This window comes from Caulobacter sp. SRI_014, assembly GCF_057586315.1.
Genome location: NZ_JBYCZQ010000001.1, coordinates 212,169 through 237,238, shown reverse-complemented (window position 1 = coordinate 237,238; position 25,070 = coordinate 212,169). Strand labels below are relative to the sequence as shown.

The 25,070-nt window shown below is 67.0% G+C and carries 32 protein-coding genes and 1 pseudogene; 7 read left to right on the top strand and 26 right to left on the bottom strand.

Translation table 11 applies throughout. The annotated features are described in order from the left end of the window. Positions 1 to 9: 9 nt before the first annotated feature. From AC2YG9_RS01390 to carB, 4 genes are all read right to left on the bottom strand, one after another. Positions 10 to 993, bottom strand: coding sequence for a hypothetical protein (locus tag AC2YG9_RS01390; protein WP_487296132.1), 984 nt, complete (start codon positions 991 to 993; stop codon positions 10 to 12). A 65-nt stretch (positions 994 to 1,058) separates the two neighbouring features. Beyond that, complete coding sequence (locus tag AC2YG9_RS01385) at positions 1,059 to 2,801, bottom strand: methyl-accepting chemotaxis protein (protein WP_487296131.1); 1,743 nt, start codon at positions 2,799 to 2,801, stop codon at positions 1,059 to 1,061. Next, entirely contained in the window at positions 2,798 to 3,154 is a 357-nt protein-coding gene (locus AC2YG9_RS01380) for a hypothetical protein (protein ID WP_487296130.1), read from the bottom strand. Before AC2YG9_RS01380 ends, AC2YG9_RS01385 begins: the two co-directional genes overlap by 4 nt. 89 nt (positions 3,155 to 3,243) lie before the next feature. Next, the gene (gene carB / locus AC2YG9_RS01375) at positions 3,244 to 6,534 is read right to left on the bottom strand and encodes a carbamoyl-phosphate synthase large subunit (protein ID WP_487296129.1); all 3,291 of its coding nucleotides are present in this window, start codon (positions 6,532 to 6,534) and stop codon (positions 3,244 to 3,246) included. A 163-nt stretch (positions 6,535 to 6,697) separates the two neighbouring features. Between carB and AC2YG9_RS01370 the strand changes: the two genes are divergently transcribed. Together AC2YG9_RS01370 and AC2YG9_RS01365 are read left to right on the top strand one after the other, a co-directional pair. Next, the gene (locus AC2YG9_RS01370) at positions 6,698 to 7,111 is read left to right on the top strand and encodes a cupin domain-containing protein (RefSeq protein WP_487296128.1); all 414 of its coding nucleotides are present in this window, start codon (positions 6,698 to 6,700) and stop codon (positions 7,109 to 7,111) included. After that, the gene (locus AC2YG9_RS01365) at positions 7,108 to 7,581 is read left to right on the top strand and encodes a hypothetical protein (RefSeq protein ID WP_487296127.1); all 474 of its coding nucleotides are present in this window, start codon (positions 7,108 to 7,110) and stop codon (positions 7,579 to 7,581) included. The genes AC2YG9_RS01370 and AC2YG9_RS01365 overlap by 4 nt, the downstream gene beginning before the upstream one ends. Before the next feature lie 49 nt (positions 7,582 to 7,630). On the opposite strand, the gene AC2YG9_RS01360 is transcribed toward AC2YG9_RS01365, so the two are convergent. Further along, a complete protein-coding gene (locus AC2YG9_RS01360) occupies positions 7,631 to 8,458 on the bottom strand; it encodes a DUF2306 domain-containing protein (protein WP_487296126.1) in 828 nt (275 codons plus the stop codon). A 72-nt stretch (positions 8,459 to 8,530) separates the two neighbouring features. Between AC2YG9_RS01360 and AC2YG9_RS01355 the strand changes: the two genes are divergently transcribed. Next, entirely contained in the window at positions 8,531 to 9,544 is a 1,014-nt protein-coding gene (locus tag AC2YG9_RS01355) for an AraC family transcriptional regulator (RefSeq protein WP_487296125.1), read from the top strand. On the opposite strand, the gene AC2YG9_RS01350 is transcribed toward AC2YG9_RS01355, so the two are convergent. Next, positions 9,531 to 10,712 (bottom strand): acetyltransferase domain-containing protein, encoded by a 1,182-nt coding sequence (locus AC2YG9_RS01350; RefSeq protein ID WP_487296124.1) that lies wholly within the window; start codon positions 10,710 to 10,712, stop codon positions 9,531 to 9,533. The two genes, AC2YG9_RS01355 and AC2YG9_RS01350, sit on opposite strands and share 14 nt — an antisense overlap. A 161-nt stretch (positions 10,713 to 10,873) precedes the next feature. On the opposite strand from AC2YG9_RS01350, the gene AC2YG9_RS01345 reads away from it, so the two are divergent. Together AC2YG9_RS01345 and AC2YG9_RS01340 are read left to right on the top strand one after the other, a co-directional pair. Further along, complete coding sequence (locus AC2YG9_RS01345; protein WP_487296123.1) at positions 10,874 to 11,797, top strand: hypothetical protein; 924 nt, start codon at positions 10,874 to 10,876, stop codon at positions 11,795 to 11,797. A 5-nt stretch (positions 11,798 to 11,802) separates the two neighbouring features. Then, entirely contained in the window at positions 11,803 to 14,436 is a 2,634-nt protein-coding gene (locus AC2YG9_RS01340; protein ID WP_487296122.1) for an SH3 domain-containing protein, read from the top strand. Positions 14,437 to 14,439: 3 nt separating this feature from the next. On the opposite strand, the gene carA is transcribed toward AC2YG9_RS01340, so the two are convergent. Then, on the bottom strand, positions 14,440 to 15,603 hold the full coding sequence (gene carA, locus AC2YG9_RS01335) for a glutamine-hydrolyzing carbamoyl-phosphate synthase small subunit (protein WP_487296121.1): 1,164 nt from the start codon (positions 15,601 to 15,603) through the stop codon (positions 14,440 to 14,442). A gap of 97 nt (positions 15,604 to 15,700) precedes the next feature. Here carA and AC2YG9_RS01330 point away from each other — a divergent pair, with 97 nt between their 5' ends. Together AC2YG9_RS01330 and AC2YG9_RS01325 are read left to right on the top strand one after the other, a co-directional pair. Continuing rightward, positions 15,701 to 15,943, top strand: coding sequence for a DUF1272 domain-containing protein (locus AC2YG9_RS01330; RefSeq protein ID WP_487296120.1), 243 nt, complete (start codon positions 15,701 to 15,703; stop codon positions 15,941 to 15,943). Beyond that, positions 15,934 to 16,266 carry a hypothetical protein gene (locus AC2YG9_RS01325; RefSeq protein ID WP_487296119.1) on the top strand — a complete coding sequence of 111 codons (333 nt, stop codon included), beginning with the start codon at positions 15,934 to 15,936 and terminating at the stop codon, positions 16,264 to 16,266. Before AC2YG9_RS01330 ends, AC2YG9_RS01325 begins: the two co-directional genes overlap by 10 nt. Before the next feature lie 206 nt (positions 16,267 to 16,472). Here AC2YG9_RS01325 and AC2YG9_RS01320 read toward each other — a convergent pair whose 3' ends face one another. From AC2YG9_RS01320 to AC2YG9_RS01230, 19 genes and pseudogenes are all read right to left on the bottom strand, one after another. After that, positions 16,473 to 17,474: a tyrosine-type recombinase/integrase gene (locus AC2YG9_RS01320; RefSeq protein ID WP_487296118.1), complete on the bottom strand. Its 1,002-nt coding sequence runs from the start codon at positions 17,472 to 17,474 to the stop codon at positions 16,473 to 16,475. A 14-nt stretch (positions 17,475 to 17,488) separates the two neighbouring features. Continuing rightward, positions 17,489 to 17,641: pseudogene (locus tag AC2YG9_RS01315) on the bottom strand (helix-turn-helix transcriptional regulator); the annotation flags it as partial. 82 nt (positions 17,642 to 17,723) lie between these two features. Beyond that, complete coding sequence (locus AC2YG9_RS01310) at positions 17,724 to 17,903, bottom strand: hypothetical protein (RefSeq protein WP_487296117.1); 180 nt, start codon at positions 17,901 to 17,903, stop codon at positions 17,724 to 17,726. After that, positions 17,900 to 18,304 (bottom strand): hypothetical protein, encoded by a 405-nt coding sequence (locus tag AC2YG9_RS01305; RefSeq protein WP_487296116.1) that lies wholly within the window; start codon positions 18,302 to 18,304, stop codon positions 17,900 to 17,902. Before AC2YG9_RS01305 ends, AC2YG9_RS01310 begins: the two co-directional genes overlap by 4 nt. Then, positions 18,301 to 18,852 (bottom strand): hypothetical protein, encoded by a 552-nt coding sequence (locus tag AC2YG9_RS01300; protein ID WP_487296115.1) that lies wholly within the window; start codon positions 18,850 to 18,852, stop codon positions 18,301 to 18,303. The genes AC2YG9_RS01305 and AC2YG9_RS01300 overlap by 4 nt, the downstream gene beginning before the upstream one ends. Positions 18,853 to 18,997: 145 nt before the next feature. After that, positions 18,998 to 19,378: a hypothetical protein gene (locus tag AC2YG9_RS01295; RefSeq protein WP_487296114.1), complete on the bottom strand. Its 381-nt coding sequence runs from the start codon at positions 19,376 to 19,378 to the stop codon at positions 18,998 to 19,000. A gap of 50 nt (positions 19,379 to 19,428) precedes the next feature. Continuing rightward, a complete protein-coding gene (locus AC2YG9_RS01290) occupies positions 19,429 to 20,097 on the bottom strand; it encodes a hypothetical protein (RefSeq protein ID WP_487296113.1) in 669 nt (222 codons plus the stop codon). Continuing rightward, positions 20,090 to 20,311 carry a hypothetical protein gene (locus AC2YG9_RS01285; protein WP_487296112.1) on the bottom strand — a complete coding sequence of 74 codons (222 nt, stop codon included), beginning with the start codon at positions 20,309 to 20,311 and terminating at the stop codon, positions 20,090 to 20,092. Before AC2YG9_RS01285 ends, AC2YG9_RS01290 begins: the two co-directional genes overlap by 8 nt. After that, the gene (locus AC2YG9_RS01280) at positions 20,308 to 21,045 is read right to left on the bottom strand and encodes a Lar family restriction alleviation protein (protein ID WP_487296111.1); all 738 of its coding nucleotides are present in this window, start codon (positions 21,043 to 21,045) and stop codon (positions 20,308 to 20,310) included. The genes AC2YG9_RS01285 and AC2YG9_RS01280 overlap by 4 nt, the downstream gene beginning before the upstream one ends. After that, positions 21,042 to 21,368 (bottom strand): hypothetical protein, encoded by a 327-nt coding sequence (locus tag AC2YG9_RS01275; RefSeq protein ID WP_487296110.1) that lies wholly within the window; start codon positions 21,366 to 21,368, stop codon positions 21,042 to 21,044. The genes AC2YG9_RS01280 and AC2YG9_RS01275 overlap by 4 nt, the downstream gene beginning before the upstream one ends. Further along, on the bottom strand, positions 21,368 to 22,108 hold the full coding sequence (locus AC2YG9_RS01270) for a hypothetical protein (protein WP_487296109.1): 741 nt from the start codon (positions 22,106 to 22,108) through the stop codon (positions 21,368 to 21,370). Before AC2YG9_RS01270 ends, AC2YG9_RS01275 begins: the two co-directional genes overlap by 1 nt. Then, on the bottom strand, positions 22,108 to 22,803 hold the full coding sequence (locus tag AC2YG9_RS01265; protein ID WP_487296108.1) for a Rad52/Rad22 family DNA repair protein: 696 nt from the start codon (positions 22,801 to 22,803) through the stop codon (positions 22,108 to 22,110). The genes AC2YG9_RS01270 and AC2YG9_RS01265 overlap by 1 nt, the downstream gene beginning before the upstream one ends. Then, positions 22,800 to 23,069, bottom strand: coding sequence for a hypothetical protein (locus AC2YG9_RS01260; RefSeq protein WP_487296107.1), 270 nt, complete (start codon positions 23,067 to 23,069; stop codon positions 22,800 to 22,802). The genes AC2YG9_RS01265 and AC2YG9_RS01260 overlap by 4 nt, the downstream gene beginning before the upstream one ends. Beyond that, the gene (locus AC2YG9_RS01255) at positions 23,069 to 23,251 is read right to left on the bottom strand and encodes a hypothetical protein (RefSeq protein WP_487296106.1); all 183 of its coding nucleotides are present in this window, start codon (positions 23,249 to 23,251) and stop codon (positions 23,069 to 23,071) included. Before AC2YG9_RS01255 ends, AC2YG9_RS01260 begins: the two co-directional genes overlap by 1 nt. Further along, the gene (locus AC2YG9_RS01250; protein ID WP_487296105.1) at positions 23,248 to 23,472 is read right to left on the bottom strand and encodes a hypothetical protein; all 225 of its coding nucleotides are present in this window, start codon (positions 23,470 to 23,472) and stop codon (positions 23,248 to 23,250) included. Before AC2YG9_RS01250 ends, AC2YG9_RS01255 begins: the two co-directional genes overlap by 4 nt. Next, positions 23,469 to 23,798: a hypothetical protein gene (locus AC2YG9_RS01245; RefSeq protein WP_487296104.1), complete on the bottom strand. Its 330-nt coding sequence runs from the start codon at positions 23,796 to 23,798 to the stop codon at positions 23,469 to 23,471. Before AC2YG9_RS01245 ends, AC2YG9_RS01250 begins: the two co-directional genes overlap by 4 nt. Continuing rightward, positions 23,779 to 24,246: a hypothetical protein gene (locus tag AC2YG9_RS01240; RefSeq protein WP_487296103.1), complete on the bottom strand. Its 468-nt coding sequence runs from the start codon at positions 24,244 to 24,246 to the stop codon at positions 23,779 to 23,781. The genes AC2YG9_RS01245 and AC2YG9_RS01240 overlap by 20 nt, the downstream gene beginning before the upstream one ends. Beyond that, positions 24,243 to 24,566 (bottom strand): hypothetical protein, encoded by a 324-nt coding sequence (locus tag AC2YG9_RS01235; protein ID WP_487296102.1) that lies wholly within the window; start codon positions 24,564 to 24,566, stop codon positions 24,243 to 24,245. Before AC2YG9_RS01235 ends, AC2YG9_RS01240 begins: the two co-directional genes overlap by 4 nt. Beyond that, positions 24,563 to 24,886: a hypothetical protein gene (locus AC2YG9_RS01230; protein WP_487296101.1), complete on the bottom strand. Its 324-nt coding sequence runs from the start codon at positions 24,884 to 24,886 to the stop codon at positions 24,563 to 24,565. The genes AC2YG9_RS01235 and AC2YG9_RS01230 overlap by 4 nt, the downstream gene beginning before the upstream one ends. Between the last annotated feature and the right edge of the window lie 184 nt (positions 24,887 to 25,070).

The following is a 25,070-nucleotide window of genomic DNA, read 5'->3' as shown; positions in this document are numbered from 1 at the left end:
GGTTCCGGGTCAGGGCCTGGGGGCGGCGGGTTCGCGGATGGTGCGGTTGTCTTCACTCATCCAGAGGCTCCAGGACTTGCGATCCGGCCAGCCTCGTTTGATCTCCGTGCAGACATAGGGATGCCGGGGGTTCAGCGCCGCATCCCACCCGGTGATCGGCCAGCGGCCGGTGCAGTCGGCCTCCCTGCAGAGGCAGGCATAGTAGTCCCAGGAGGGATACTTTTCCTCCGGGTAGTTCTCGCCGAAGACGCGCAGCGGAATCGCCCGGGCCGGGTCGCGCACCGACTGCCACTCCGGGTCGGTGAACAGCTTCTCCTGCGGCCCCGGATGGGTGTTGCCCAGCTTGGCGATGGCCAGGAAGCGAGCGAGGTCGCCGCCTTGCAGCGCCGCGACCCAGCGACCCGCCAGGGCTCGCACCTCGGCGGCCTCCGGATTGTCATCGCGCAGGTCGAGCAGGGCGGCGAAGCGGGCGCGTTCGGCTTCCGAGCCCATGCGTTCGAGGGTGAAGGGCTTGCCCTTGCGCGCGTCCTTGACGATCAGGACCCGCCCGGTGGTTTCGTCACAGTAGCGGCCGCGCGGGCCCGCCCAAGGGTAGTAGCTGCCGGTGCAGTGGGCGACGACACCGGTCAGCTCGACCCATGTCGCCTTCGGCGACGTGGCCTTGAGAAGTTCGGGATGATCGTCGGCGATCAGGCCCCAGACCTCACCGAGCGGCGAGTTGGTTCCGCCGGACCGGTGGTAGTCGTCCAGGCTGGCGAAGAGCAGGCCGTCGACGAGCAGACCGCGCACCCGCACGCACTCCGGCTGGATGAAGGAGGGCAGGTCGCGGAAGGCTGCAAGGGTGGTCTTGCGCGCCGACTGGGGCCGGCAGTTGGCCACGCCCTTGGTCATGGTCGTGACCGCGAGATAGCTGATCGCGCCGGACGGCGGGCCGCCGCCGAGGCTGAACAGGCCGACCAGCGACAGCAGCAGGACCAACAGACGCACGGACACTGGCGATACACTCCCCCGAAGGGCGCGAGAGTGTCCTGCCCGCCCGGCGCCGTCCAGTCAGGCGATCAGAACTCTTCCCACCCGTCGGAGCTGACGGTCGGCTGGCCACCGCCGGCGAAGGCCTGGATGCGGGCGCGCGCCTGCCTGAGGGTCTGGTTCGGCGCGGCGCGGTGGCCGGCGCCGGCCAGGGAGGGCGGCGCGGCAGGCCGGGCAGCGGGGCGGGGCGCGGCCATGGCGCTTCCCCCGCCGCCAAGGCCGAAGCGGCGGACGGCGGCGGTCATGGCCCCGGACTCCTCGCGCAGGCTGTGGGCGGCGGCGGTGCTCTGCTCGACCATCGCGGCGTTCTGCTGGGTCAGCTGGTCCATCTCGTTGACGGCGCTGTTGACCTCGGAGAGGCCGGTGGCCTGTTCCTGGGCAGAGGAGGCCATCTCGCTGACCAACCCGGCGATGCGGCCGACCTGTTCGGCGATGCCGTGCAAGGCCGCTTCGGTGGCCCCGACCAGCCGCACCCCTTCGCCGACATGGCCGGTGGACGCGCTGATCAGGACCTTGATCTCCTTGGCGGCGTCGGCGGAGCGCTGGGCGAGGGCCCGCACTTCGGAGGCGACGACGGCGAAGCCGCGACCCGCCTCGCCGGCCCGGGCCGCTTCGACGCCGGCGTTGAGGGCCAGCAGGTTGGTCTGGAAGGCGATCTCGTCGATGACACCGATGATCTGGCCGATCTGGCGCGAGCTTTCCTCGATGGCGCTCATGGCGGCGGTAGCCTGCTGCACCACCTCGGCCGAGCTCTCGGCCGAGCCACGGGCGGTGGCGACCAGACCGGCGGCCTCGCGCGAGCCCTCGGCGCTGCGGCGGACCGAGGCGGTCAGCTGGTCCATGGCGGCGGCGGTTTGCTCCAGGCCGGCGGCCTGGTTCTCGGTGCGGCGCGACAGATCATCGGAGGCGTGGGCGATCTGGTCGGCATTGGCGTTGAGGGCTTCGGCGGCGCGCAGGACGGTGGTCAGGGTCTCGCCGAGCGCCTCGACGGCGCCGTTGAAGTGGCCGCGCAACTGCTCGTACTCGGGCGGGAAGGCTGCCTGGATGCGGACCGACAGGTCGCGGGCGGCCAGACGTTCGAGGGCCTCGCCGAGGGCGGTGACCACAGCCTGCTGGCTGGCCTGGGCGGCGGCCCGCTCTTCGGCCCCCTGGGTCTCGATCCGGGCGCGGGCGGCCTGGGCTGCGGCGGCTTCCTGGCCGGCGGTTTCGGCGGCGGCGAGGGCTTGGCGGGCCTCGACGGCGCGCAGTTCAAGGCCGGCGAACAGGGCGTCGAGGTTGCGGGTGGAGACCAGCAGGACGCCGGCCTCGGCGACCAGAATCACGGCATGGACGATGACCCGGCTGAGGCTGCCCTCACCCGGGAAGACAGCGGCGGGCAGGGCGAAATTGAGCAGCAGGTGGTGGATGGCGACCGTAGCCGTACCGACGGCGATGGTCCGCCAGTCGCAGAAGCCGGCCAGCACGGCCAGGGCGGCGAAGTAGGCCATGTGCATGTCGGCCTGCCAGGCATGGCCCTGGAAGGCGGCGACCAGCAGCGAGACCTGGGCCATCAGCAGAACCCCCAGGGTGGCCCGCGCCGGCGGGGCCTCGGCCAGGCCGCGCCAGGCGGCGGTGGCGGCGGCGGCGGCGGCCAGGCTGGCCAGGCCCAGGGTCACCCAATCCGCGCCGAGCACGACCCGCGACAGCAGGATGACCGGCATCAGCAGCCACATCAGGCCGACAACGACGACGGCGGTCTGGCGGCGCTGGCCCTGGATGTCGAGGAAGGTCATGCGGGGTCTCTGGGTTGGGGGGCGAGGCAGAGCGACGCCAGACGGGAATCGATGAGCAGCAGCGCCCCGGAGGCGCGCAGGCGGCGGTGAAGGCCGGGCTGGTCAGAGGCGACCACCAGGATGTTGCCGGCCCCGACGGCCTGCAGCCGGCCTTCACCGGCGGCCGAGGCCGCGGCGCGGGCGGGCGTCCACCAGGGCGGATAGACGGCGGCCATGGCGTCGGCGCGCGAGGGGGCGGCGGCCAGGACGACGACCGCGACCGTGCTCAGGGCCATCACCGCGAAGGGCAGGGCCCAGCTGGCGCGGCCCCGAGGGGCGCAGCCGGCGTCGGAGGCGGGCGCGGAAACAGTCATGCTTCCGCGTTCACATGGGAGGGTTACCAAAGTCCGAACGACGTTCTTTTAGCGCCCAAACTTCGTCAAATGCCCTGAATTTTCAGACCCTACGCGTAGCTTTGCAGGGGGCGAACCTCGAGTTGTTCGGTCCCCGCCGTGGCGATGGCCTGGGCCGCCGCGGCCGCTCCGGCGGCCGTGGTGTAGTAGGGGATTTTCATCATCAGGGCCGTGCGGCGGATTTCAAAGCTGTCGGCCAGGGACTGCTTGCCCTCGGTCGTGTTGATGACCAGCTGGACCTCGCCGTTCTTCATGGCGTCGACGATGTGGGGGCGGCCCTCCAGCACCTTGCGGACGAACTCGACCTCCACGCCCTGCTCCTTGAGCCAGGCGCAGGTGCCGCTGGTCGCCAGCACTCGGAAGCCGGCGGCCAGCAGGGTCTTCACCGGCTCAAGGATCAGGCCCTTGTCGGCGTCGCGCACCGAGACGAAAGCGCAGCCCGAGCGCGGTAGCTCGACGCCGCCGCCCAGCTGGCTCTTGGAGAAGGCGCGGGCGAAGGCTGGGGCGAGGTCGGTCTCGCCCTCGCGCTTCCAGTCGAGGCCCATGACCTCGCCGGTCGAGCGCATCTCGGGACCGAGGATGGTGTCGACGCCCGGGAAGCGGGCGAAGGGGAAGACCGCTTCCTTGACGGCGATGTGGTCGGGCTCGCCCTGCACGAGGCCGAAGGAGGCCAGCGGCACGCCGGCCATCAGCTTGGCGGCGATGGCGGCAACCGGGAAGCCGACGGCCTTGGCGACGAACGGCACGGTGCGGCTGGCGCGGGGGTTCACTTCGAGGACGTAGATGCGCGGATTGTCGCCCAGCGGCTCCTCGATGGCGAACTGCACGTTCATCAGGCCGCGCACGTTGAGGGCCAGGGCCATCTCGGTGGTCTGGCGCTTGAGCTCCTCGATGGTCTCGGGACGCAGGGAGAAGGGAGGCAGGGAACAGGCGCTGTCGCCCGAGTGCACGCCGGCCTCCTCGATATGCTCCATGACACCGGCGACGAAGACGTCCTTGCCGTCGCAGAGGGCGTCGACGTCCACCTCGGTGGCGCGGCTCAGGTACTGGTCGATGAGGACGGGAGAGTCTCCGCTGACCTGCACGGCGGTGGCGATGTAGCGCTCCAGCTGGGCGTGGTCGTGGACGATCTCCATGCCCCGGCCGCCCAGCACGTAGGACGGACGGATGACCACCGGGAAGCCGACCTCGTCGGCGGCGGCGATGGCCTGTTCGGCGCTGCGGGCCAGGGAGTTGCGCGGCTGGGCGATGTTCAGGCGGTGGAGCAGTTGCTGGAAGCGCTCGCGGTCTTCGGCGAGATCGATGGCGTCGGGGCTGGTGCCGAGGATCGGCACGCCGGCCTGTTCCAGCGGATGGGCCAGCTTCAGCGGGGTCTGGCCGCCGAACTGGACGATGACGCCGAGTAGCGTGCCCTTGCTCTGCTCGACGGCGATGAGTTCCAGCACGTCCTCGGCCGTCAGGGGCTCGAAGTAGAGGCGGTCGGAGGTGTCGTAGTCGGTCGAGACAGTCTCGGGGTTGCAGTTGACCATGATCGACTCGACGCCGATCTCGGCCAGCGCGAAGGCCGCGTGGCAGCAGCAGTAGTCGAATTCAATGCCCTGGCCGATGCGGTTGGGACCGCCGCCGAGGATGATGGCCTTCTTCTTGTCCGAAGGGTCGGATTCGCAATCGGGCGCCTGGCCGAGCGCGCCGGTCTCGTAGGTCGAGTACATGTAGGGCGTGGTGGCGGCGAACTCGCCGGCGCAGGTGTCGATGCGCTTGAACACGGGGCGGACGTTGAGGGCATGGCGGCGGGCGCGCACCTCCATCTCGGTCAGGTCGGTCAGCTTGGCCAGGCGGGCGTCGGAGAAGCCCTTGGCCTTCAGCCGGCGCAGGCCCTGCGCGGCGGGCAGCCCGGCGGCGCGGACCAGGCCCTCTTCGCGGACCAGGTCCTGGATCTGGCGCAGGAACCAGGGCTCGTAGGAACAGGCCTGGTTCACTTCCTCGACGGTCAGGCCGTGACGGAAGGCCTGGGCGATGACCAGCAGGCGTTCGGGGGTCGGGTTGCCCAACGCCCGCAGCACGGCGGCGTGGGCGTTGTCCGGATCATCGGCGCCGGGGATGGCGATCTCGTCGAGGCCGGTGAGGCCGGTCTCCAGGCCGCGCAGGGCCTTCTGCAGGCTCTCGGCGAAGGTGCGGCCGATGGCCATGACCTCGCCGACCGACTTCATGCTGGTGGTCAGGTAGGGCTCGCTGCCCGGGTATTTCTCGAAGGCGAAGCGCGGGATCTTGGTGACGACGTAGTCGATGCTGGGTTCGAAGCTGGCCGGCATGGCGCCGCCGGTGATGTCGTTGTCCAGTTCGTCGAGGGTGTAGCCGACCGCCAACTTTGCCGCGATTTTCGCGATCGGGAAGCCGGTGGCCTTTGACGCCAGGGCCGAGGACCGCGACACGCGCGGGTTCATCTCGATGACGACCATGCGGCCGTCGGCCGGGTTCACGGCGAACTGCACGTTCGAGCCGCCGGTCTCGACCCCGATCTCGCGCAGCACGGCGATGCTGGCCGCCCGCATGCGCTGGTATTCCTTGTCGGTCAGGGTCAGCGCCGGGGCGACGGTGATGGAATCGCCGGTATGGACGCCCATCGGGTCGATGTTCTCGATGGAGCAGACGATGATGCAGTTGTCCGCCTTGTCGCGGACGACCTCCATCTCATACTCCTTCCAGCCCAGCACGCTCTCCTCGATGAGGACCTCGGTGGTGGGGGAGAGGTCGAGGCCACGTTCAACGATCTCGCGGAATTCCTCGACGTTGTAGGCGATGCCGCCGCCGGTGCCGGCCAGGGTGAAGCTCGGCCGGATGATGGCCGGCAGGCCGACGAAGTCGAGGCCTTCGAGGGCCTCGTCCATGGTGTGGGCTGCCCGCGACTTGGGGCTTTCGAGGCCCAGCTTGTCCATGGCGTCACGGAATTTCTGGCGGTCTTCGGCCTTGTCGATGACCTCGGCCTTGGCGCCGATCATCTCGACCCCGAACTTTTCCAGCACCCCCATGGATTCGAGGGCCAGGGCGGTGTTCAGCGCCGTCTGGCCGCCCATGGTCGGCAACAGGGCGTCGGGCCGCTCCTTCTCGATGATCTTGGCGACCATCTGCGGCGTGATGGGTTCGATGTAGGTTGCGTCCGCCACGTCCGGATCGGTCATGATGGTGGCGGGGTTGGAGTTGACCAGGATGATGCGGAAGCCCTCGGCGCGAAGGGCCTTGCAGGCCTGGACGCCGGAGTAGTCGAACTCGCAGGCCTGGCCGATGACGATGGGGCCGGCGCCGATGATCAGGATGGACTTGATGTCGGTGCGTTTGGGCATTCGTCGTTCCGGTGCGCGAACAGGGGCGGTCGCGCAGCAGCGCGCCCGTCCCCCTGTGTATTCTCATTCAGGCTAAGGCGCCCGTTTAGAGGGGGGAGGGGGGTAGGGCAAGCGTTGATCGGGCCCCTTTGTTCGCTCACTCTGCCTGAAGGGAGACAAGACCATGAAATCCGCCGCCTTCATCGCCATCCTGACGCTCGCGGCGGCCTTGCCCGCGGTCGCCCAGGCCCCTGAAGCCCACGTCCTGGGTACGTATGAGGCGACCAACTCCGGTCAACCGATTCTCGCCCCTGAGGGTCCCCTGACCCTGACCATCAGCCGCGTCACCATCGCCGCCGGGACCAGCCTGCCGATCCACAAGCATCCCTACCAGCGCTACGCCTATGTCGAGTCCGGGTCGATCACCGTGCGCAACCTCGACACCGGGACCTCGGCCGAGTTCAAGCCCGGCGCCACCATCGTCGAGGCCCGCGACCAGTGGCACACCGGCACGGCGATGGGGACCCAGCCGGTGGTCCTGCTGGTCATCGACCAGACGCCACCCGGAAAGGCGAACACGGAGCGGAAAGCGCCTTGAGCAGCACCCGGCGGACCCTTCTCGCCGCCCTGGGCGCCCTGCCGCTGGCCGGCTGTACGCGCGGATGCGGTGTTCGCCTTTCGGGAACACCTGACGCGCTGGACATTACCTTCGTGGACCCATCGCCGCTCGCCTTCGGGCGGTTGCTCGAGTTTCCGGGAAGCCTGAACGTCTACGATCTGGCGAACGGCAAAAGCCTGTGGACGATCAACGTGCGTCATGTCGGAGAGGCTGCGTCGTCGGGGCAGCGTCTGCGCTATGGCCAGGCGCCGGTTGGGGCTTGGGAAAAGGCGCCGCCGACGGCTCTGGAACGTGGTGTCGGATATGCCGTGCAGGTCAGCGGGGATGGACGGTACGGCGGGGTCTGCTTCGCCTTTCTCAAGGAAGGCTTGGTGCAGATCGAGGGGACGGGCGATGCGCCGGTCGCCGCCCTGCTCGAACGAGTCAAGCGAGACCATTCGAAATTCTGACCTCTAGCCGGTTCTGACAGATGCGGGCGGGGACCATGCCAGCTGCCAGCTACATCGTCCCGCCGTTGGCGATACGGATCGAGACGAAGGAGAAGATCACCGCGCCGATGGCCATCAGCAGGGTGAAGGCGCCCAGCACCCAGGCCGCCGTCAGCTTGAAAGCGCCGCTGTTGCTGTCTCTGGCCCGCAGGTAGAGTTCCAGCACCGCCAGCGGCAGCAGGTAACAGCCGAAGGTCCAGACCAGAAAGGCCGTGCCGTTGACGCCCTTCAGACCGATGCCGCGGCTGAACATCATCCAGACCACGAAGCCGACCCGCGTGAACCACTGGGCGTTGGAGACGAGGTACAGCCGCAGGGCCCAACGCCGATGGCTGACGAAGTCCCGGGCGCGCGCGGTTTTGTAGGCAAGGCCCGCGAAGGTCAGGATCAGCACCGCGTTGCCGGTGATCGCCCAGCTGCTCACCTTCGCCGGCTCCGGAGAGCGCAACCAGATCAGCCCCAGGCCGGTCAGGCTCAACGACACCGCCGTGATCAGGAAGACCCGCCCGTTCCAGCGGTGGAACCTCGGCCAGCGCGCCCGGACCTGCGGCATCACCTGCAGGCCGCCGCCAAAGGCGATGATCCCGGCCAGCAGGGCGTGGGCCCCGAAGGTCAGGTTGCCGATCAGGTCGCCCGGGCGGTAGGCGTTGTCGAGCATCCTGTTGCGGGTCCAGGCCTCGAAATCGCCACTGAGCGTGGTCGGCCCGTAGAAGCCGGCGATGTAGGTCAGGAAGGCCCACTGGCCGATCAGGGCGACGACCAGCCAGACGGCGGCGGTCCTGACGAGCAGCTGGTCGGGCGTGGCACGCGGACGCGGAACAGGTACTGAGATGGTCAAGGCTATGGTCCCCTACTCGCCTTGAGGCTATCCATCGGGCCGGACTTGGACATGACGCCGGGCATCAAAACCATGACCGCAGAGTTCACCGTCGGCGCCGGCTTCGCGCGCGGCCTGCTCGACTTCGCGGTCCGCAAGGGGGGCGACCGGGGCGCCCTGCTGGCCGCCGCCGGGATCGCGGCGGCGGCGCTGGAGGATGTGACCAGCCGCGTGCCGTTCAACGCCTATGTCGCCCTGATGCGCGCCGCCAAGGCCGCGACCGGCGATCCGGCCCTGGCCCTGCACTACGGCGAGCAGGTCGACATCTCGAAGGTTTCCATCGTCGGGCTGATCAGCCAGGCGGCTCCGGACATGATCGGCGGCTTCACCATGCTGAACCGCTTCGTGCGGCTGATCGTCGAGACGCGCAACGGCGGCAACGGCGAGCGTTTCCAACTGGTCCGCGACCGCAAGGGCGTCTGGGTGATCGACCGCCGGCTCAATCCCGATGTCTTCCCGGAGCTGACCGAGTCGGCCTTGGCCCAACTGGTCTGCGGCCCGCGCCGCCACGGCCAGCCGGACACCCTGAAGGAGGTCCACTTCACCTTCCCGACCCCGGCCTATGCCGGCGAGTTCGAGCGCATCTTCGCCGTGCCGGTGGTGTTCGGCAGCGACCGCAACGGCTTCCTGGTCGATGACCGCATGTTGGGCCAGCCTGTCGGCCTGCTGCCGGACTACGCCGGCGACCTGCTGACGGAACGGGCGCAGGCCCAGCTGGCCGACCTCGACGGGTCCAAGTCGGCGCGGGGCCGAGTCGAGGCGGTGCTCACGCCCATGGTGCGCGGCGGCCAGCCGAGCATGGACGGCGTCGCCGCCGCCCTGAAGATCAGCCGCCAGCGGCTTTACCGCCAGCTCCGGGCCGAGGGGACGAGGTTCGACCAGGTGCTGGATGGCCTGCGCCACCGGCTGGCGTTGGAATACCTGGGCGAGCAGAACGCCTCGGTCAACGAGACGGCCTACCTGCTGGGCTTCTCCGACCCGGCGGCGTTTTCACGGGCCTTCAAGCGCTGGACCGGCGCCAGTCCCAGATCGGTCAGAGGTAGCTGAGCCACCAGTCGCGGCGCCGCCGCTTGAGGTCGCCCCACCATCGGCAGACCGGATAGAGCAGCACCAGCACGATGGCCCAGACCAGATAGACCACCCACAGGGGATGGCCCCAGCCGCTGTCGATCAGCGGTCCCGGGTTGGCCATGAAGCCCAGGAAGACATTGAGCGGATAGCCGGTCGCCAGGCCGACGCCGACCATCAGGGCGTGCCCCAGGAAGATGTGCAGGATGTAGAAGGCCAGGGGTGCGCGGCCGTAGACCAGCAGCACTTCGGCGAACCAGCCTCTGGCCTTTTCCAGGTGGGGCAGCAGCATCAGCGCCGGGCCGAGCGTGATCAGCAGGTAGGACAGCGACGGCGGATATTTGGCGACGTTGAACAGCGAGAAACCGTCGCGCAGCACGCCCGGCTGGTCTCTCCAGGGGCGCGGATCGCCGTAGAGGTTGAAGGTCCGCAGCAGCAGGAAGGCGACGATCATGCCCAGGCCAAGCCGGGTCAGCAGGCGGGCCCGGGCGGCCGGCTCCATCTGGAACACGGGCCCAAGGCCATAGCCCAAGGCCATGACCCCGATCCATGGGATCAGCGGGTAGGAGATGAAGACAAAGCCGTTCCACCCCGGCTGGTGCAGGATCATCCACCAGGGGCCGAGGTCGCCGAGCTGCTGGGCGGTGATGCCGTCGAGCAGGTTGTGCAACACGATGATGCCTGTGCCGAAGGCCAGCACCGCCCGGCTCGGCAGCCAGACGAGGCCGGCCAGCACGATCATCGAAATGCCGATGGCCCAGATGACGATCAGGGCGAAGCCTGGAATGTTGAAGTTCCAGCCGAAGTTGATCAGCGTCAGCTCGAGCAGGATCAACCACAGCCCGCGCGAGGCCAGGAACCAGGACAGCGATCTGGTGTCCTTGCCGTTGTAGCCCTGCAGAAAGGCGCTGATCCCGGCCAGCAGGATGAAGGTCGGGGCGCAGAAATGCGTCACCCAGCGGGTAAGATAGAGGGCCAGATCGGTCCTGGCCGGATCCAGCGGATCCATGATCCAGGCCTTGTCGTGGAAGTAGTCCCGCACATGGTCCAGCGCCATCAGCACGATGACGAGGCCGCGCAGCATGTCGATCGAGGCCAGGCGCTGCTTGGCCGGCGGCGTGTCGGCGGTGGTCGCTGCTTCGGTCATGATCGGCCCTCTCCCCGGCGGGGATTTTGGCCATGCGTCGTTCAGCGCAGCAAGCACCGTCGGGCGGGCAAGCTATGGAAGCAAAGGGTGCAACACCCTTTCTAATTGCATAACGTCGATATCGGAGTAACCTTTCCCCGACCGACATGGGGGATTGGGTCATGCCCAGACGAGTATCGGACAGATCGGTTTTCCGGACGCTGAACAAGCATCCGGCCTTCGCCATTCTTCTGCTCATCGTGCTGATCGCGGCGATCGCCACGCTCAACGGTTTCGTTGAGGTCAAGGGCGGCCACTGGATCAACCAGCCTCCCGTGGTCTGGGCCTGCACGGCGATCCTGCTGACCATGGCGATCATGGTCATGGGGGGATCGGTCAATGGCCGGCTGGCAGGGGTTCTGATCGACAATCGCAACCGTGTCAGCCTGTCGAAGTTTCAGGCGGCGCTGTGGACCATCGTCGTTGTCTCGGCGCTGGTCACCGGGGCGGCGGTCAACATCAGTGACTGGGCCAACATTCCGGAGGCCCTGGCGAAACTGGTCCTGAAGCCGGATCCGATGCCGACGGGACCGCTGGACATCCACATTCCACCCGAGCTCCTGTTCGCCATGGGGATATCGGCGGCGTCGTTTGTCGCCACCCCCTCGCTGCTCAGCCTCAAGACCGACGGCGCGGCGACGGCCGGCCAACTCGACAGGACCCAGCAGAAGCTCGGGCTTTCGGGTGATCAGGTGCAGGCGAACGGCCGTGTCCTGTCGTTGTCGTCGCCGGACCTGGCGTCCTGGTCCGACATGTTCCTCGGCGACGAGGTCTCGAACGGCGGCTCGGCGGACCTCGGCAAGGTACAGCAGTTCGCCATCACCTTGCTGCTGATCGGCGTCTACAGCGCGGCGCTCTGGGCCGCTTTCGCCAAGGCCGGCTCGGGCCCAGGCTTCCCGTCCATGCCGGAGCTTTCGCAGGGCTTCGTGATCCTGATGGGGATCAGCCACGCCTCCTATCTCGCCTACAAGGTCGCGCCGCACGGCAAGGCGACGCCGGACGGCGCCGGCGACGCCGCCGATCCTCGCCTGAACTCGGTGGGCTGACGGCCATGAGCGATCTCCGCTATCAGGTGACGGCCAATCGTCTGAATCTGCGCTCGGGTCCGGCGCTCGAAGCCGGCGTGGTCTCGGTGCTGGCCAAGGGGCAGCTGGTCGAGCCCCTGGACTCGCTGGGCGACAGCTGGTGGAAGGTGAAGGTTCTGCCGGGCGGGCCCGAAGGGCATGTGGCGCGACGCTATCTGGCCCCGCTGAGCGCTTCGACCATCCCCGTCCCGGCGGCGGCCAATGCCGTGCTGTGGAGCCGGACGGTCGCGGCTGCCGGCGTGGTGACCTACAAGCTGGGCGGCAAGCACAGCAGTCAGGGCTCCATCGACTGTTCCGGCTGGGTGGCCGAGATCACCGCGGCCGCCTTCGCGACGGTCAACGCCAACGCCGCGCCCGAGGTCATTTTCGACAAGGCTGATACCGGCGCGCTCAACACCCATTCCGACGGCATCGTCAGCGGCATCGAGGCCCGGACAGGGCAGGTGCTGCACGGGGCAGCCATCACGGCCGAAACCCTGCGCGAGGGCATGCTTATCGGCCTCAATTTCGGGGAGCACAGCTGGGAGCAGAATACGCCGCCCCGGGTCTACGGCATCGATCACATCGTCCAGGTCGTGCGTAGTCCGGCCGATGGGCAGCTGTGGATCACCCAGAGCTCGTCCAGCGGCGGCGGGGTCAACCGGCAACTGCTGAGCGCCTGGCTGCAGAGCGTCCAGAAGGTGCGCGACGACAACAAGATGCACGCGGTCGACCCCTTCCTCATGGCCGACCGGCAGAGCGATTTCGCCCGTAGCGCCGCCGAGAGCGCCCTGTTGTCGGCCAGCCTGCCCGCCGCCCCGCCGCCGGCGCCCGGCGCACCGCATATTTCCGAGGCGGCGTTCGAGCTGATCAAGGAATTCGAGATCTCGAGCCAGGCCGAATACAACAAGCGCCTGATCCATCCGATCTGGCCCGAGGGCGCTTCCGGCGTGACCATCGGGATCGGCCACGATCTGGGCCACACGACGCCCGAGGCGCTGGACCGTAACTGGCCGATGTTGTCGGCGGAGGTTCGGACCCGTCTCAAGGCCGTCATCGGCCTGACCGGAACGGCGGCCCGGAACGCCCTGCCCGGCGTCAAGGACATCGTCGTCCCCTGGTCGGCCGCCGAACAGGTCTACCGCGCGATCGATGTGCCGGATTCCGAGAAAAAGACCACGGCGGCCGTCCCCAACTGCAACCTGTTGCCTGCCGACTGCTTCGGCGTGCTGGTGTCCCTGACCTTCAATCGCGGCGCCAGCTACAACGCCGCCAAGACCGCGAAGGACACCAAGGACCGCTACCGTGAGATGCGCGCCATCCGGGCGGCGATGGCGGAGCAGCGCTTCGCGGACATTCCCGATCAGATCCGCGCCATGAAGCGGCTGTGGATGGGGACGGTGAACGAGAAGGGCCTGTCCCGCCGGCGCGAGGCCGAGGCGGTCCTGTTCGCCAAGGGCCTGAAGGCGGCGGCTCCGCCGCCGAAACTGCTGGCCCCGGTGGGCGTGCCGCCCGAAGTCGTTTCCGAGGCGACCGAGGACGAGGCCTTTGGCGTCACCGATCCGGATGCGGTCGCCGCCGCCGCCCGGGCGCCCACCCCCGACGAGGCGGCAGAGGCCGCCCGCGTCGCCCGGTCTCGGGTCGTCTGGGCCAGCGACGACCTGACGATCGACTATGCGCACCTGGAAGCGCGCCGCGCTCCCGGCGGGGCCTTCTCCCTGACCGCCGAAGACCTGGAGCAGCTCTGCGCCGTCAACGACTTCCCGATCCAGGGTGTGAAGACCCCGATCCTGTTCGGTCTGCGGGGCTGCGGAATTCTCGACGCCTCGGACGACTGGGAAGCCGACGTGGTGCTCGTGGACCGGCGGCCCGATCACCACTCGGCCCGCTGCGTGTTGGGGGTCTGGGACCGGGCGGCGGGCAAGATCGCCGTGTTCCCCGGTTCGACGGTGCCGAACGCCAAGGCGGTGGCCGAATGGCGCCGCGACCGCAAGCAGGGCAACATGTTGCCGACCGGCATGTACCGCTACATTTCCGGCGTGCACAACAAACGGCCGGGGTGCTTCCTTCTGCGCAAGACCCCGACCGCGCCGCGCACGGTGGTCGTCCGCCGATCGTCCGACGACCTGCGCTACGACCGGGGCGACACTGTCGATGTCTGCGCGCCCGGCGACAACATTCATCCGACCTTCTACAGGACCACCGAAGGCTTCAGCTCGCTGGGCTGTCAGACCGTGGTGGGAAACGCGACCGAGGGCGGCGTGCATACCGGGCCCTGGGCGAAGTTTCGCGCCCTTGCCGGGAATGCCAACAACGGCGCGGAATACCGCTATGTCCTGCTCACCGGGGCCGAGGCGGCGATCGCCTCTGGACTGCGCCGCGACGGCAAGGCGCCTGGCACGGAAGACTGGATCAATCTGCGCCGGCTGCGCTTCGGCTCGAAGAGCGACGCGGTCGGCCGGCTGCAGGCTCAGCTGGGGATTCCGGGTCCCGACAACGATTTCGGGCCGGCGACCGCCGAACGCCTGTGCAGCGAACAGCAGAAGCGGCTCGAAGGACGCAGCGACGGCATCTACTCCCCTGACCTGGACGAAACCTGGTCCTGGCAAGTGATCGGCTGAGGCCTACTTCGCCTTGTCCATCAGGCCGGCGAAGCGCTCGAACAGATAGAGGCTGTCCATCGGGCCCGGCGAGGCTTCCGGGTGGTGCTGAACGCTGAACACCGGCTTGTCGGTCAGGGCCAGACCGGCGTTGGTGCCGTCGAACAGGGAGACGTGGGTCTCGGTGACGGCGGCCGGCAGGCTGTCGCGGTCGACGGTGAAGCCGTGGTTCATCGAGACGATCTCGACCTTGCCGGTGGTCAGGTCCTTGACCGGGTGATTGGCGCCGTGGTGGCCCTGTTCCATCTTCACCGTCTGGGCGCCCAGAGCCCGGGCCAGCATCTGGTGGCCCAGGCAGATGCCGAACACCGGCGTGCCGCTCTCGACCAGTTCCTTGATCACCGGCACGGCGTACTCGCCGGTCGCGGCCGGATCGCCCGGACCGTTGGACAGCAGGACGCCGTCCGGCTTGCGTGCCAGGATGTCCGCAGCGCTGGTGTCGGCCGGCACGACGGTGGCGCGGGCCCCGATGGAGGCCAGGCTGCGCAGGATGTTGCGCTTGACCCCGTAGTCGATGACCACGACCTCATACTTCGGCGCGTCCAGCTTTCCGTAGCCCTCGCCCCATTCCCAGCTGGTCTCGTCCCAGGTGAAGGTCTGGCGGGTGGTGGCGTCCTTGGCCAGGTCCAGGCCGACCAGGCCCGACCAGGCGGCGGCCTTGGCCTGCAGGGCGGGGATGTCGAACTCGCCGGTCGGGCTGTGGGCGATGACCGCGTGCGGCATGCCCTTTTCGCGGATCAGCTTGGTCAGGCTGCGGGTATCGACGCCGGCCAGGCCGATGACGCCGCGCCGGCTCATCCAGTCATTCAGCGTGGCATTGGCGCGCCAGTTGGCCGGCTCGGTCGGGGCGTCGCGGAAGATGGCCCCGCGGGCGGCGGTCTCGGAGCCGCCGCTCATCTGTTCCAGGTCTTCGCTGTTGGTCCCGGTGTTGCCCATGTGCGGGAAGGTGAAGGCGACGATCTGGGCCATGTAGGAGGGGTCGGTGAGGATCTCCTGGTAGCCGGTCATGGCGGTGTTGAAGCAGACCTCGCCGACCGCATCGCCCGTGGCGCCGACCCCGATCCCCTGCAGGACCGTGCCGTCGGCGAGAACCAGAACGCCGGTGACGCCGGGAAGAAGGTCGGTCATGGCGTGGGCTCCGGAATTCAGATGTGGGGGCGGCTGGACAAACGGGCGCGTTGGTAGTGAGTCGAACCCCTCGGGTCAAACGCTATCGGAGGGCGGTATGCTCCAACTTCGGCCAAACTGCGAATGCTGTGATCGTGATCTGGCCCCCGACGCGGCCGGCGCGATGATCTGCACCTTTGAATGCACCTTCTGCGAAACCTGCGCGGATCAGAGATTCGGCGGGGTCTGTCCCAACTGCGGGGGTGGTCTGGTCGCGCGGCCGGCCAGGCCGACGGCGCTGCTGGCCAAGGCGCCGGGGTCGACCGAGCGGGTGCTCAAGGGACATCCTGCGTGCGCCTGAGGATTGCTCTGGCCATGGCAGGGCTTCTGGCAGCGACGGGTTGCGCCGGGATCACCGAAACCCAGGGCAAGCTGGAGACCGGCGAACGATGGGACGTCCGTATAGGCATGCCGGCGGCCGAGTCCCGGGGCGCGCTGGAGCGGCATGGCTTCACCTACCTCGAGACCACGGGCGAAGGCCGCTGCCTGGGGCCGGCGCTCAAGCCGGGCGAGAAGGCGGATGTCTACGAGATGCAGAAGTGGCGGCGCGGGACGGCTTGCGTGATCTATCGCGACAACGCAGTCGTCCGGCTGGAATGGTTCGCCAGCATGTTTCTGCCCTGAAGCCGGTTGGCGGCGCACAACCGGATCGCTAAACCCCGACCCATGCGCATCACCACGGTCGGCCTCGATGCCGATGACACCCTCTGGCACAAGAACGGTGTCTTTGCTATAGCTATTTGTATTCGCTGATCTTTCTTATCGTTGAAGACCGCAAAAGAGCGCGCAAATACCGTGAACACCGCAGGAACACGGCGCAACTTGACGCGCTAGACCGCCTTGCGCCTGATCCCCCGCGAAACCTGCCTCAGCGCCTCGGGTGAATGCTTGGCGTATCGGGCCGTCGTCGCCTGCACCGTCTGGCCCAGCAAGCCCCCGATCAGGAACATGCTGACCCCGTTCTGCGCCGCCCATGTGGCCGCCGTATGCCGCAGGACGTGGGGCGAAACATCCTTAATCCCCGACAACTCGGCTTGGCTGATGAAGGCCTTGGCTATCCGGGTGATCTGCTTTCCCGCCCAGCAGATGACGTACTCGGAGCGGCGGTGCTTGTACTCGTGCTTGAGCATCCGCACCACGATGGGGTCGATGGGCGCGAGGGCGCGGCGCTTATTCGTCTGCCGGCGACCGGGGACGTTGAGGTCCACCGTTCCCCTGACCAGATCAACCCGGTCCCAGGTCAATTCGAGAAGGGCTGTGGTTCGCGCTCCGGTGGCTATGGCGAGGCGGGTGAAGACCAGCACATGCCGCTGCCGCTTCCCTCGCAGAGCCCTGTACAGCCGGGCCACCTCATCGCGGGTCAGGTAGCGTTCTCTGGGGGCGTTGGGGGGCAGGGTGAGGGCCGGCGGGGCCGTGGGGATGCGTTCGTACTTGGCGGCCCTTCTGAGGGCTGCTGAAAGGACGGAGAGGTCACGGCGGATGCTCTCATGCCCGGCGCCCTCGGATCGCCTGTGATCGACGAAGGCCTGCTGATGGGAGAGGCGAACCGCCGTCGCCTGAGTGGATCCGAAGAAGGCCTTGAGGGCTCTTATCCCGAGGTCGATGTTGTCGGGCCGGGCGACGTGCTGGCCATGGGTGTTCCAGTACCAGTCAAGGATCTCGGGGAGCGTCGGGTCAAAGGTCGGGCGCTCCGCATGTTCTAGGCGGAATGCTGCAAGGAACGCCTCAGCCTCGCGGCGATGCTCCGTGCCCGTTGAGACGCGGCGCGATCTGCCTCCGTCGCGGAACTGGACGTACCAGCGCGGGGAGTTTCTGATCTGGACGAGATGCACCGGCGCTTCTTGTAGGCTTCAAGTTCCGAGCGCTCAAACCGGACCAGCCTGATCCCCGCTCGAAAGGCGGTAATCAAGCCAGCGGCGCGGAGGCGGTCAAGGGTGTCCGTGGAAATATCCAGATACTCAGCCGCCGCCGCACGCGAAAGGGTCGGGCGCTCACTCATCACCGCTCCTTTCCAGCGTGTCAGGCGAAAGGCCGATCCGCTCGGCCAGCTCTGCCGGGGTCAGGTGACGGGTGGTCATTGATCAGCACTCCGCATCGAAGTCGGCCCATTCCTGGGCTTCGTCGGGCTGGCCGTCGTCGAAGTCGCCGGAGTACATATCCTCGGCGCAGTCATCGCAGACCAGCACGCCGAAGGTCTCAAAGGCCTCGACGTTGGGCGTGAAGTCGAACTCGCCGCATCGACAGTGCGGGACGCTGCTCATCGCTTCTCCTCCCCACCAGGAAGGGGAAGGGGCGGGGAGGCGGCGAGCATGGTTTGATAGATCGACTTGGCGAGTAGCGCGTGTCGGTCCAGACTGTTCGTCGTGCCCTCGTAAGGCGGCGCTTCGGCGACCATGCCGGCCCTGATCATCTCTTGCGTCGGCTCCTCAGGAACCGCTCTCCACCCCCCTGTAAGTCTGTTCTGATCTGAAAGGGCTCGGCGGTTCCACTGGATGCGAGCCGACGCCTCGCCGGGGGTTTCCTCGTCGTCGTCTTCTTGACAGGCGTTAGGGCCTCTCGCGCAGCAGTCGTTGCAGACGACGTAGGCCGACGAGAAATCGGAAGGCTCAACAAACTGATCAGTGCCGCCGCAAAAAGGGCAAGCCGCCATAAGATCGCTCATGCCTGTTTCTCCACGTTAGAGGGGTTTTTTGGCATCCCGGGCTCGGCATCCGAGGTCTGCGGCGACGCGCTCAAGGGCGCGACCCGAGAGGTCGGCGTGTTCGCAAGGGCGCGGAGAGTGGCGATCAGTAATGCGAGGGCGGGGGTGGCGGCGTTCGCCTTGTAAGTGGCGGTCCCAGCGACAAAGGTGACGATGCCGATGCATTGCACCCCGCCGTTCGCGCGAACCACGGTAACGCTGGTGATCACGTTGTCCGGCAGCTTCTCAGCTATCAGGACGAGAACCTCGTCGGTGGAGGCGGTGAGCTTGGGCGCAGCGTCTATGGTGCCGAGCGAGCGCCGCTCCCTCCACAGGCCGTCTCCGAGGGCGACAGGGTGCTTCACCAGCCCCTTGTCGTCGCACCACATGATGCGTCGGGACGACACGCCATGATGACCGTTGTGCTCGATATAGCCACCGTGGACAGCGACCCAGACCAGCGCGTCAGTCTCCCGATCCGCGCCCGTCAGTTTCTCCACCCGTTCAGCAAGTTCGATGAGGTTGCTCATGACTTCACCTGCCCGAAGGTGGCCGGGGCAACGGCACCCGGTCCACTCTGAGGCGGCTGCTTCCCCTCCGGGAGAGCCCCATATCCCTTCCCCTCAGGAGCGGTAATGTGGGCCAACCTCTCGCTCAGGCTCATTCCAGGGGCGCTCATGACTGGGTATCCGAAAGGGCTTGGCGGGCGCGGTCCCGGCTCCACATGTGGCCCATTGCTGAGCAGCCGGTGAAGGTCTGGCCTTCGACGTCGCCGTGGGTGGCGATTTCCTTCAGCGCAGCTTCAAGGGAGGCCCGCTTTGCCGTCAGATCGGAGATCATGAACGCGTCTGCATCAGCTCCGGCGAGCAAGGTCGAAACCTCCCCTTCAAGGGAGGAGATGCGATCAAGGAGGGTGGGGATCGTCTCGGCGGCCTTCTTGACGGCGGCGCGGTCTGAGTAGGCCAGCACCCTGTTGCCATCGGCTTCGTAGAGGATCAGGGCGCCATCACCGCCGATCCGATGCAGTTCTTCGATCAGCTTCTCGGTGTCTGTCACGGCGTGTTCCTCTACCTTGTTGGAAGATTTTGGGGGGTAGCCCGGGCTCGTCATCGGGCGTCTGTGGTGGACGCGGTGCCGTTGCCCGCGCCATCACCGGCGGTCGGCGTGTTCGTAGGGGCTCCAGCGATGGCTTCAACGATCACACGACAGCCACGGATTGCGTTCGCCATGCTCTCCCGCCGGCGCGCGTCTTCCGGCTCGCCGTCGAAAAGCATCCGAATGTGCTTCTCTTCCAGTTCGACAAGGGCAGCGATTGCTAAGTCTAGCTGCGCTTTAGGGACGGGTGGCAAACCGGGCTCGGCGTCTGGCTCCACCGTCTTGAGGAAGGCCACGGCCCACGCGAGCGGCGCTGTTGCGGCATAGACCGGCTCGGGAATGTCCGACCATCCGTTGATGATCGGGGTTGCCATTGAGGCCCGATACATCCCGCTCGGGTACGGCCCGCCGATGCTCCACTGGCGGCCCGGAAGCTTCCAGCCGCACAGCCACGCCATCGCGTCGAGTTCGGCGGTCAGGCGCGGGACCTTGTGCCAGTAGCTACCGCCCACGCCTTTGTACTCGCTGCGATAGTTCCACTGGTCGCCGACACGCAGGCAGTCATGCCCCAGCGCCTCCATGATCCGCACGTCGTAGGCCTCGCAGCCGCCATAGGCTGACAGGAGGGTCTTCAGGAGAGGGTCTGGGTGAATTTTGTCGATGGGCGCTGGGCTATTCATGGCCGCACTCCCGGCACCGATCCGGCGCTTCGTAGTCCTCATCGATGTTCCATGGCGCGGCGATGTGGTGGCCGCAGTTGGGGCACCACAGGCCATGTTCGTTGGCGTCCCACGGCGTGCCGTCGCACTTCTCGTAGATCAGGCTTTCAAAGATTATGTTCTCGTCGCCATCGCGACTGCTCAGGTCTTCGTATCCGAACGGTTCGGCCATCATCTTTTCTCCTGCGAAGACTGGTCGTCAGTGTCGGTGCGGGCCACGGCACCGCATCCGCTCTGAGGCGGTTGATCCGTGGTCTGGGATGCACTAAGCCCTTGTTTTCCAACAACTACGGGAGGGGCAGAGACGGACAGGGCGGCGTCAGTGATGCACGGGTGAAAAGCGACGATCCCGAACGCCTCGTCATCCTCTAGCTTGCTGTCCATGAGCTGCCGGGCCAGCCATCGCCGCATCTCGCCGGGCTTGTGCTGGCCATCATTGGCGACCGCCTCGAACACCGCTTCACCACCCTGTACGTTGAGGGTGGCTAGGGCGGCGCGGACCCCGTTGATCAGTTCGGTCAGATAGACGTTCGCCTCGGTGCAGTCGGCTTGAACAGCAGACCATGCGAACTGATTGACGAGCTTGTCCGCCGCTTCCCGCAGAGCCTCTTCCCCTCCCCCATTAAGGGGTACGCGGGTGTTCCATTTCTCGATCAGCTCGTCGTGCACTTCGCTCGACATGTCTGCGCCGTCGCAATCGAGGCAGGCGATAGACAGGTATTCAACCTGGTTGTGAGACCACAGGCTCTCGGTCATGAAGCGGGAAACGCGGGGCTCCGATCCGCAAAACGGACAGGGCCTCAGAGCTATGGTCTCCGCTCTTTGGTTGGGAAGGGGTTTGGGGTTATCCCGGACTTCGTCACTGGTCGCCGATGCGGCGTCTGGTTGCTTCGCAACGTCGCTGGTCATCGAACACGCTCCTGCGCTCTGACGTTGGCGTTCTGCGTGCGCCAGACTTCCATCTTGGCGTTCGCGGCGGCGTAGCGTTGGCGCCAGACGTAATCGAGTTCGGCGGCCTCTTTCACGGCGATCAGGTGCCGGCGGTAGTCGGGATTGGCGCGGGCTTCCGTGTCCTTCGCGGTCGCGGAACTGGCCTCGCTTTCGCTCATCAGCTTGGCGAGAACGACCTTGGACAGATCGTCCAGGTACTCGTGCTGAGCCCGTGCCGCCGCCCCGGTTTCGTCGCCGATGACCTCAAGGACGTGGTGCATGTCGTCGTCGGTGACAAGCATCAGAACGCCCTCCGATCTTCGATCACATCGAACCCCGGAATAGTGCGCTTCCCGGCCTGCACATCGGCGCGGGCCAGCGCCATGAGGGCGGCCTCCATGCCTTCGCGGTTCGTGGTCCAATAGTGGCGCGCTGCAACCACGCCATCGGTTAGGGTGGGGCTCCAGTAGGAACGGAGACCCGTTCCCGTGGAAGCGGCCTTGTCGGCCTTCGCAGCCACCTTGTGGGCTTGTTCGGCGGTACGCAGGGCAGCGTCAGCCACCTCGCGCGCAGCCAGGTCGTCAGCAGCCGCAGCGCGGGCGGCAACAGCAGCGGCTTGCGCGGCCTCGTCAGCGACCCGGCGAGCCTCGGCGGCGGCTTCCTGCTTGATCCGCTCCTGCTCCTGTCGCCACGGCGCGAGGGCCGCCTTGCAGGCTTCGGAGGCCAGCACGGTCTTGCCGCGAACGGCCTTGGTGTCGGCGATGAGCGGGGCGAACTTGGCTTGCACCGCCGCCTTCCCCTCATCGAAGGGCTTGTTCATCTCCTTCCGAACTTCGTCGGCGGCCTTCTCGGCCTCGCGGATCATGTCCAGCAGCTTGCCGACCTCATCGGCCTGGGCCTGCGTGGTGATGGGCTCGCCGTCCAGCCAGTTCTTGGCTTCGAGGTACAGGTCTTCGATGTGGACCTTGATCGCCTCGAAGGGGTCGGCGGGCGGGTTGTTGGCGCCTTCGAAGATGCGCGGGTTGGGGGCGTCGTCGGCCATCAGGCAAACACCTCTTCGGCGGGGGTCTGTTGGGCAGGAGCGGCGCGAACGGCGCGCTGGCGGGTGGCGTAGTGCTTGCGGACGATGTTCTTGTCGTCTTCGCTCATCGCATCGAGCGCCGCGCCGTTGTTTTCCGTCCACTTGCTGAGGTCGGCGGGCGTCATGCAGAGATCGATGCTGGCCTTGGCCGCGAGGACCGCGCCAGAGACAACCCCGGCAGGGCGGGGCGCACTGGCTCGGACGTTGGGCAGGGTGGCCCGCAGCTTCGGCAGTTCGGACTTCTTGATCTTGAAGGACTTGGCCCCGGCGGGTTCGATTTCCACCCAGGTATTGCCGAGCCCGTAGAGATAGCGGCCAATGCCCCAGCGAACGGCGCTGCGCTTGAAGGCGTCACTGAGGGCGCCCTTCTCGGCTTCGTAGTCGGTGTCGCCAGCACCGTCCGCCTTCCACACCCACTCGTCACCGCACTTGATGCCGAGGTCACAGACCGTCTTGCCGTTGGCGTGGCTGTAGCGGTTCTGCCAGCCACCCGGGCCGCAGATCAGATCCAGTCGGTCCATGACGTCTCGCGCGTCGATGAAGGCCAGCGCCATGCCCTTGGACTTGTCGCCAGTGGTGGAGCCCACCCGCCACGACACGGCGTCAGCGGGAAAGGGTTCGGCGAGGCGGGCGAAAAGTTCTGCGGTGTCAGTCACTTGGATTGCTCCAGTTCGGCGATGACCCTGTCTGCGTAGTCCACGACCATCAGGGCTTCGGGGGTGTTGAACAGCGCGTGGAAATCACGGCTGCGACGGATGAGGGGGAGGCTTTCGACCGTCGCCGGCTCTCGGTTGTAGAGGGGCGTTCCGTCCACGAGGCGGAAGATGGGGAGCCTGCAAAATGGCAGCGCCGAGCGCTCCTCGGCGTCGCCGCAGAGACCGACAGGGCGTGGTCCCGGGCGGACCATTGATCCATCGGCCATCACCACCACCCCATGAGACGGAGGAAGGTGAAGACCGGAAGACCAACAACCAGGCCGACGACAAACCCGGCGACTGCGACATGAGCCACAGCTTCACCGAATGACAGTTGCTTCGGATGATGAGCAGCAGCCGGGCTGTCGTTCTCAAACCGGAAGGCGGTAAGGTCTAGGGACTTGGTCATTGGGCACCCCGCAGGGCACGACGAATGTCCTCAACGTCTTCGGCTGCCACGGTCTCGCTATTCGCGATGACGTCCAGCAAGCCCTTGACGCTTTCGGCTTCGAAGATGCGGCGCCCGTCGTCCAGAACGTGAACCACGACGGGCAGGCCCATGATGGTCAGCGTTTCGCAGGCGATGCTCTGTGGCAGTTCACCCTCTGGTATCTGGTCTGAGGGGGTCATTGGGACACGCGCTCCAGCTCGTTGAGAAGCACCGTCGAAGGCTCTTCGAGGTCCCAGACGACCCACACGAACTTGTCGTGGAGGCCCTTGATCGTGCCGGTGTCGGGCTCGGTGACGTTGGTCATCTGAACCCGATCCCCAACCTCCAAGGGGCGGGGTGCGGGGACGACGGTAGCGGCGGACATTTCGCCCTTGTCGAACCGCGTAGTTCCGCAGGTTCCACCGTCGATGCGAACGTCACAGCCTCCGTCGAGCGTCTTGCTTTCAAGCACGCCTCGGAACGTGAACAGGTAGGTCTCGCCGGACTTAAGCGCCTCGGTCGTCATGTGTTTCTTCCTTAGCTTGAGGGGGGAGGGGCTCGGGCCAGTCGAGTTCGACTTCTTCCCGGCTGCTTTCGAGGTGTGCGGTTCTCGACCCGTGCAGCCAGTTGACGAGCGCGCGAGAGGAGATCACCCGCAGGTTCGTCCTGCCGAAAACCTTGCCGTCAGGGTCGCGCCACTGGCGGGTGTAGAAGGCGCGCTCAGGGTAGGTCGGGCCGGGCTTGTGCAGGCTGACAACGGTCAAAATCATTGCGCCGTTACCGTGCCAGTTGTAGGTTTGGCCGTACTCCCAGGCCTCGCTTTCCCAGCCCGGCGCCCAAGTCTGGACCGCTGGCTGGTCGATGTACTTGCTGATCCATGCGCCGGGGTTTTCGAGTACGGGCGGCGGCTGATAGGTCTCCCGCTTGAAGGGGTACCAAACCTCGTAGGTCTGGCCCTCGATCAGGCCACTCACGACGCCACCTCCAAGCTGGTGATAACGGCGTTGAGGTGAGCGACAGCCCCGGTGACGGTGGCGCGGTAGGTTTCCCGGCGGCGCTTGGCGAAGGCCAAAACGGGCTCGCCAGTGGGTGCCCCACAGCGGTACGCGGCTGACCTCAGAGCATCGTACAGGGCCATGTGCTGCGGCCCGGTGGTGCTCCACGCCTCGTAGGCATCCAGAGCCTCACACAGCCGGTCGTAGTCAGCGATTGAACCCGTCCCTGCTACTTGCTCTGAGAGGGCGGTAAGCTGGCGCTCGGCTGCTTCCAGGTGGAGTTGCGTGATCGGGCTCATGGGGCCACCTTCCCGGCGCCGTAGCACTTCGGGCATTGGCTGCGGCTGACGTGAGACGAACCGACTGCGACAGCCTCGACACCGGTCCCGCCGCAGGGCCGGCAGACGACCTTGTCCCGTTCGCGCTGAAGTTCAGCCTTCAGATCGGCGACCGGATCGCGCCCGCCGCCGCTCGGCTCGGCAAAGCACATGCCGACCGTTTCGGCTGCGCCCGCCACATGCTGGGCAAGCAGGTCAGCTTGTGCGTCGGTCATCGCCAGCCCGCACTCGTCGGCGGCTTCGATGATGCACTCGCGGAAATAGGCTTCGCGGTCGGTCATTACCCTTCTCCCCCTGAAAGAGGTTGGATGGTGGGGCGAGCAGGGCGGGGCGTCGGGTTCTTGACCCAAGAGCCTTTCGCCACGTCGCACAGGCGGTCCCACGAGGGGCGCTTGCCGCCGTCGTGGTAGAGGGGGCTGCGACGGCAATCCTCGTCGTAAGCCTCGCGCGGGGTGTATGTGCGGG

What these genes read in the sequence shown, in the direction of transcription:
- AC2YG9_RS01300 (WP_487296115.1), bottom strand. Translation starts at nt 18,852, where the DNA reads ATGAGCAACCTCATCGAACTTGCTGAACGGGTGGAGAAACTGACGGGC.
- AC2YG9_RS01310 (WP_487296117.1), bottom strand. Translation starts at nt 17,903, where the DNA reads ATGAGCAGCGTCCCGCACTGTCGATGCGGCGAGTTCGACTTCACGCCC.
- AC2YG9_RS01385 (WP_487296131.1), bottom strand. Translation starts at nt 2,801, where the DNA reads ATGACCTTCCTCGACATCCAGGGCCAGCGCCGCCAGACCGCCGTCGTC.
- AC2YG9_RS01350 (WP_487296124.1), bottom strand. Translation starts at nt 10,712, where the DNA reads ATGACCGAAGCAGCGACCACCGCCGACACGCCGCCGGCCAAGCAGCGC.
- AC2YG9_RS01245 (WP_487296104.1), bottom strand. Translation starts at nt 23,798, where the DNA reads ATGACGACCGAGGCGCTTAAGTCCGGCGAGACCTACCTGTTCACGTTC.
- carA (WP_487296121.1), bottom strand. Translation starts at nt 15,603, where the DNA reads ATGACCGACCTTCTTCCCGGCGTCACCGGCGTTCTGGTTCTCGCCGAC.
- AC2YG9_RS01285 (WP_487296112.1), bottom strand. Translation starts at nt 20,311, where the DNA reads ATGATGGCCGAACCGTTCGGATACGAAGACCTGAGCAGTCGCGATGGC.
- AC2YG9_RS01270 (WP_487296109.1), bottom strand. Translation starts at nt 22,108, where the DNA reads ATGGCCGACGACGCCCCCAACCCGCGCATCTTCGAAGGCGCCAACAAC.
- AC2YG9_RS01370 (WP_487296128.1), top strand. Translation starts at nt 6,698, where the DNA reads ATGAAATCCGCCGCCTTCATCGCCATCCTGACGCTCGCGGCGGCCTTG.
- AC2YG9_RS01380 (WP_487296130.1), bottom strand. Translation starts at nt 3,154, where the DNA reads ATGACTGTTTCCGCGCCCGCCTCCGACGCCGGCTGCGCCCCTCGGGGC.
- AC2YG9_RS01290 (WP_487296113.1), bottom strand. Translation starts at nt 20,097, where the DNA reads ATGAATAGCCCAGCGCCCATCGACAAAATTCACCCAGACCCTCTCCTG.
- AC2YG9_RS01230 (WP_487296101.1), bottom strand. Translation starts at nt 24,886, where the DNA reads ATGACCGACCGCGAAGCCTATTTCCGCGAGTGCATCATCGAAGCCGCC.
- AC2YG9_RS01330 (WP_487296120.1), top strand. Translation starts at nt 15,701, where the DNA reads ATGCTCCAACTTCGGCCAAACTGCGAATGCTGTGATCGTGATCTGGCC.
- AC2YG9_RS01340 (WP_487296122.1), top strand. Translation starts at nt 11,803, where the DNA reads ATGAGCGATCTCCGCTATCAGGTGACGGCCAATCGTCTGAATCTGCGC.
- AC2YG9_RS01235 (WP_487296102.1), bottom strand. Translation starts at nt 24,566, where the DNA reads ATGAGCCCGATCACGCAACTCCACCTGGAAGCAGCCGAGCGCCAGCTT.
- carB (WP_487296129.1), bottom strand. Translation starts at nt 6,534, where the DNA reads ATGCCCAAACGCACCGACATCAAGTCCATCCTGATCATCGGCGCCGGC.
- AC2YG9_RS01280 (WP_487296111.1), bottom strand. Translation starts at nt 21,045, where the DNA reads ATGACCAGCGACGTTGCGAAGCAACCAGACGCCGCATCGGCGACCAGT.
- AC2YG9_RS01355 (WP_487296125.1), top strand. Translation starts at nt 8,531, where the DNA reads ATGACCGCAGAGTTCACCGTCGGCGCCGGCTTCGCGCGCGGCCTGCTC.
- AC2YG9_RS01345 (WP_487296123.1), top strand. Translation starts at nt 10,874, where the DNA reads ATGCCCAGACGAGTATCGGACAGATCGGTTTTCCGGACGCTGAACAAG.
- AC2YG9_RS01255 (WP_487296106.1), bottom strand. Translation starts at nt 23,251, where the DNA reads ATGACCAAGTCCCTAGACCTTACCGCCTTCCGGTTTGAGAACGACAGC.
- AC2YG9_RS01305 (WP_487296116.1), bottom strand. Translation starts at nt 18,304, where the DNA reads ATGAGCGATCTTATGGCGGCTTGCCCTTTTTGCGGCGGCACTGATCAG.
- AC2YG9_RS01250 (WP_487296105.1), bottom strand. Translation starts at nt 23,472, where the DNA reads ATGACCCCCTCAGACCAGATACCAGAGGGTGAACTGCCACAGAGCATC.
- AC2YG9_RS01275 (WP_487296110.1), bottom strand. Translation starts at nt 21,368, where the DNA reads ATGCTTGTCACCGACGACGACATGCACCACGTCCTTGAGGTCATCGGC.
- AC2YG9_RS01260 (WP_487296107.1), bottom strand. Translation starts at nt 23,069, where the DNA reads ATGGCCGATGGATCAATGGTCCGCCCGGGACCACGCCCTGTCGGTCTC.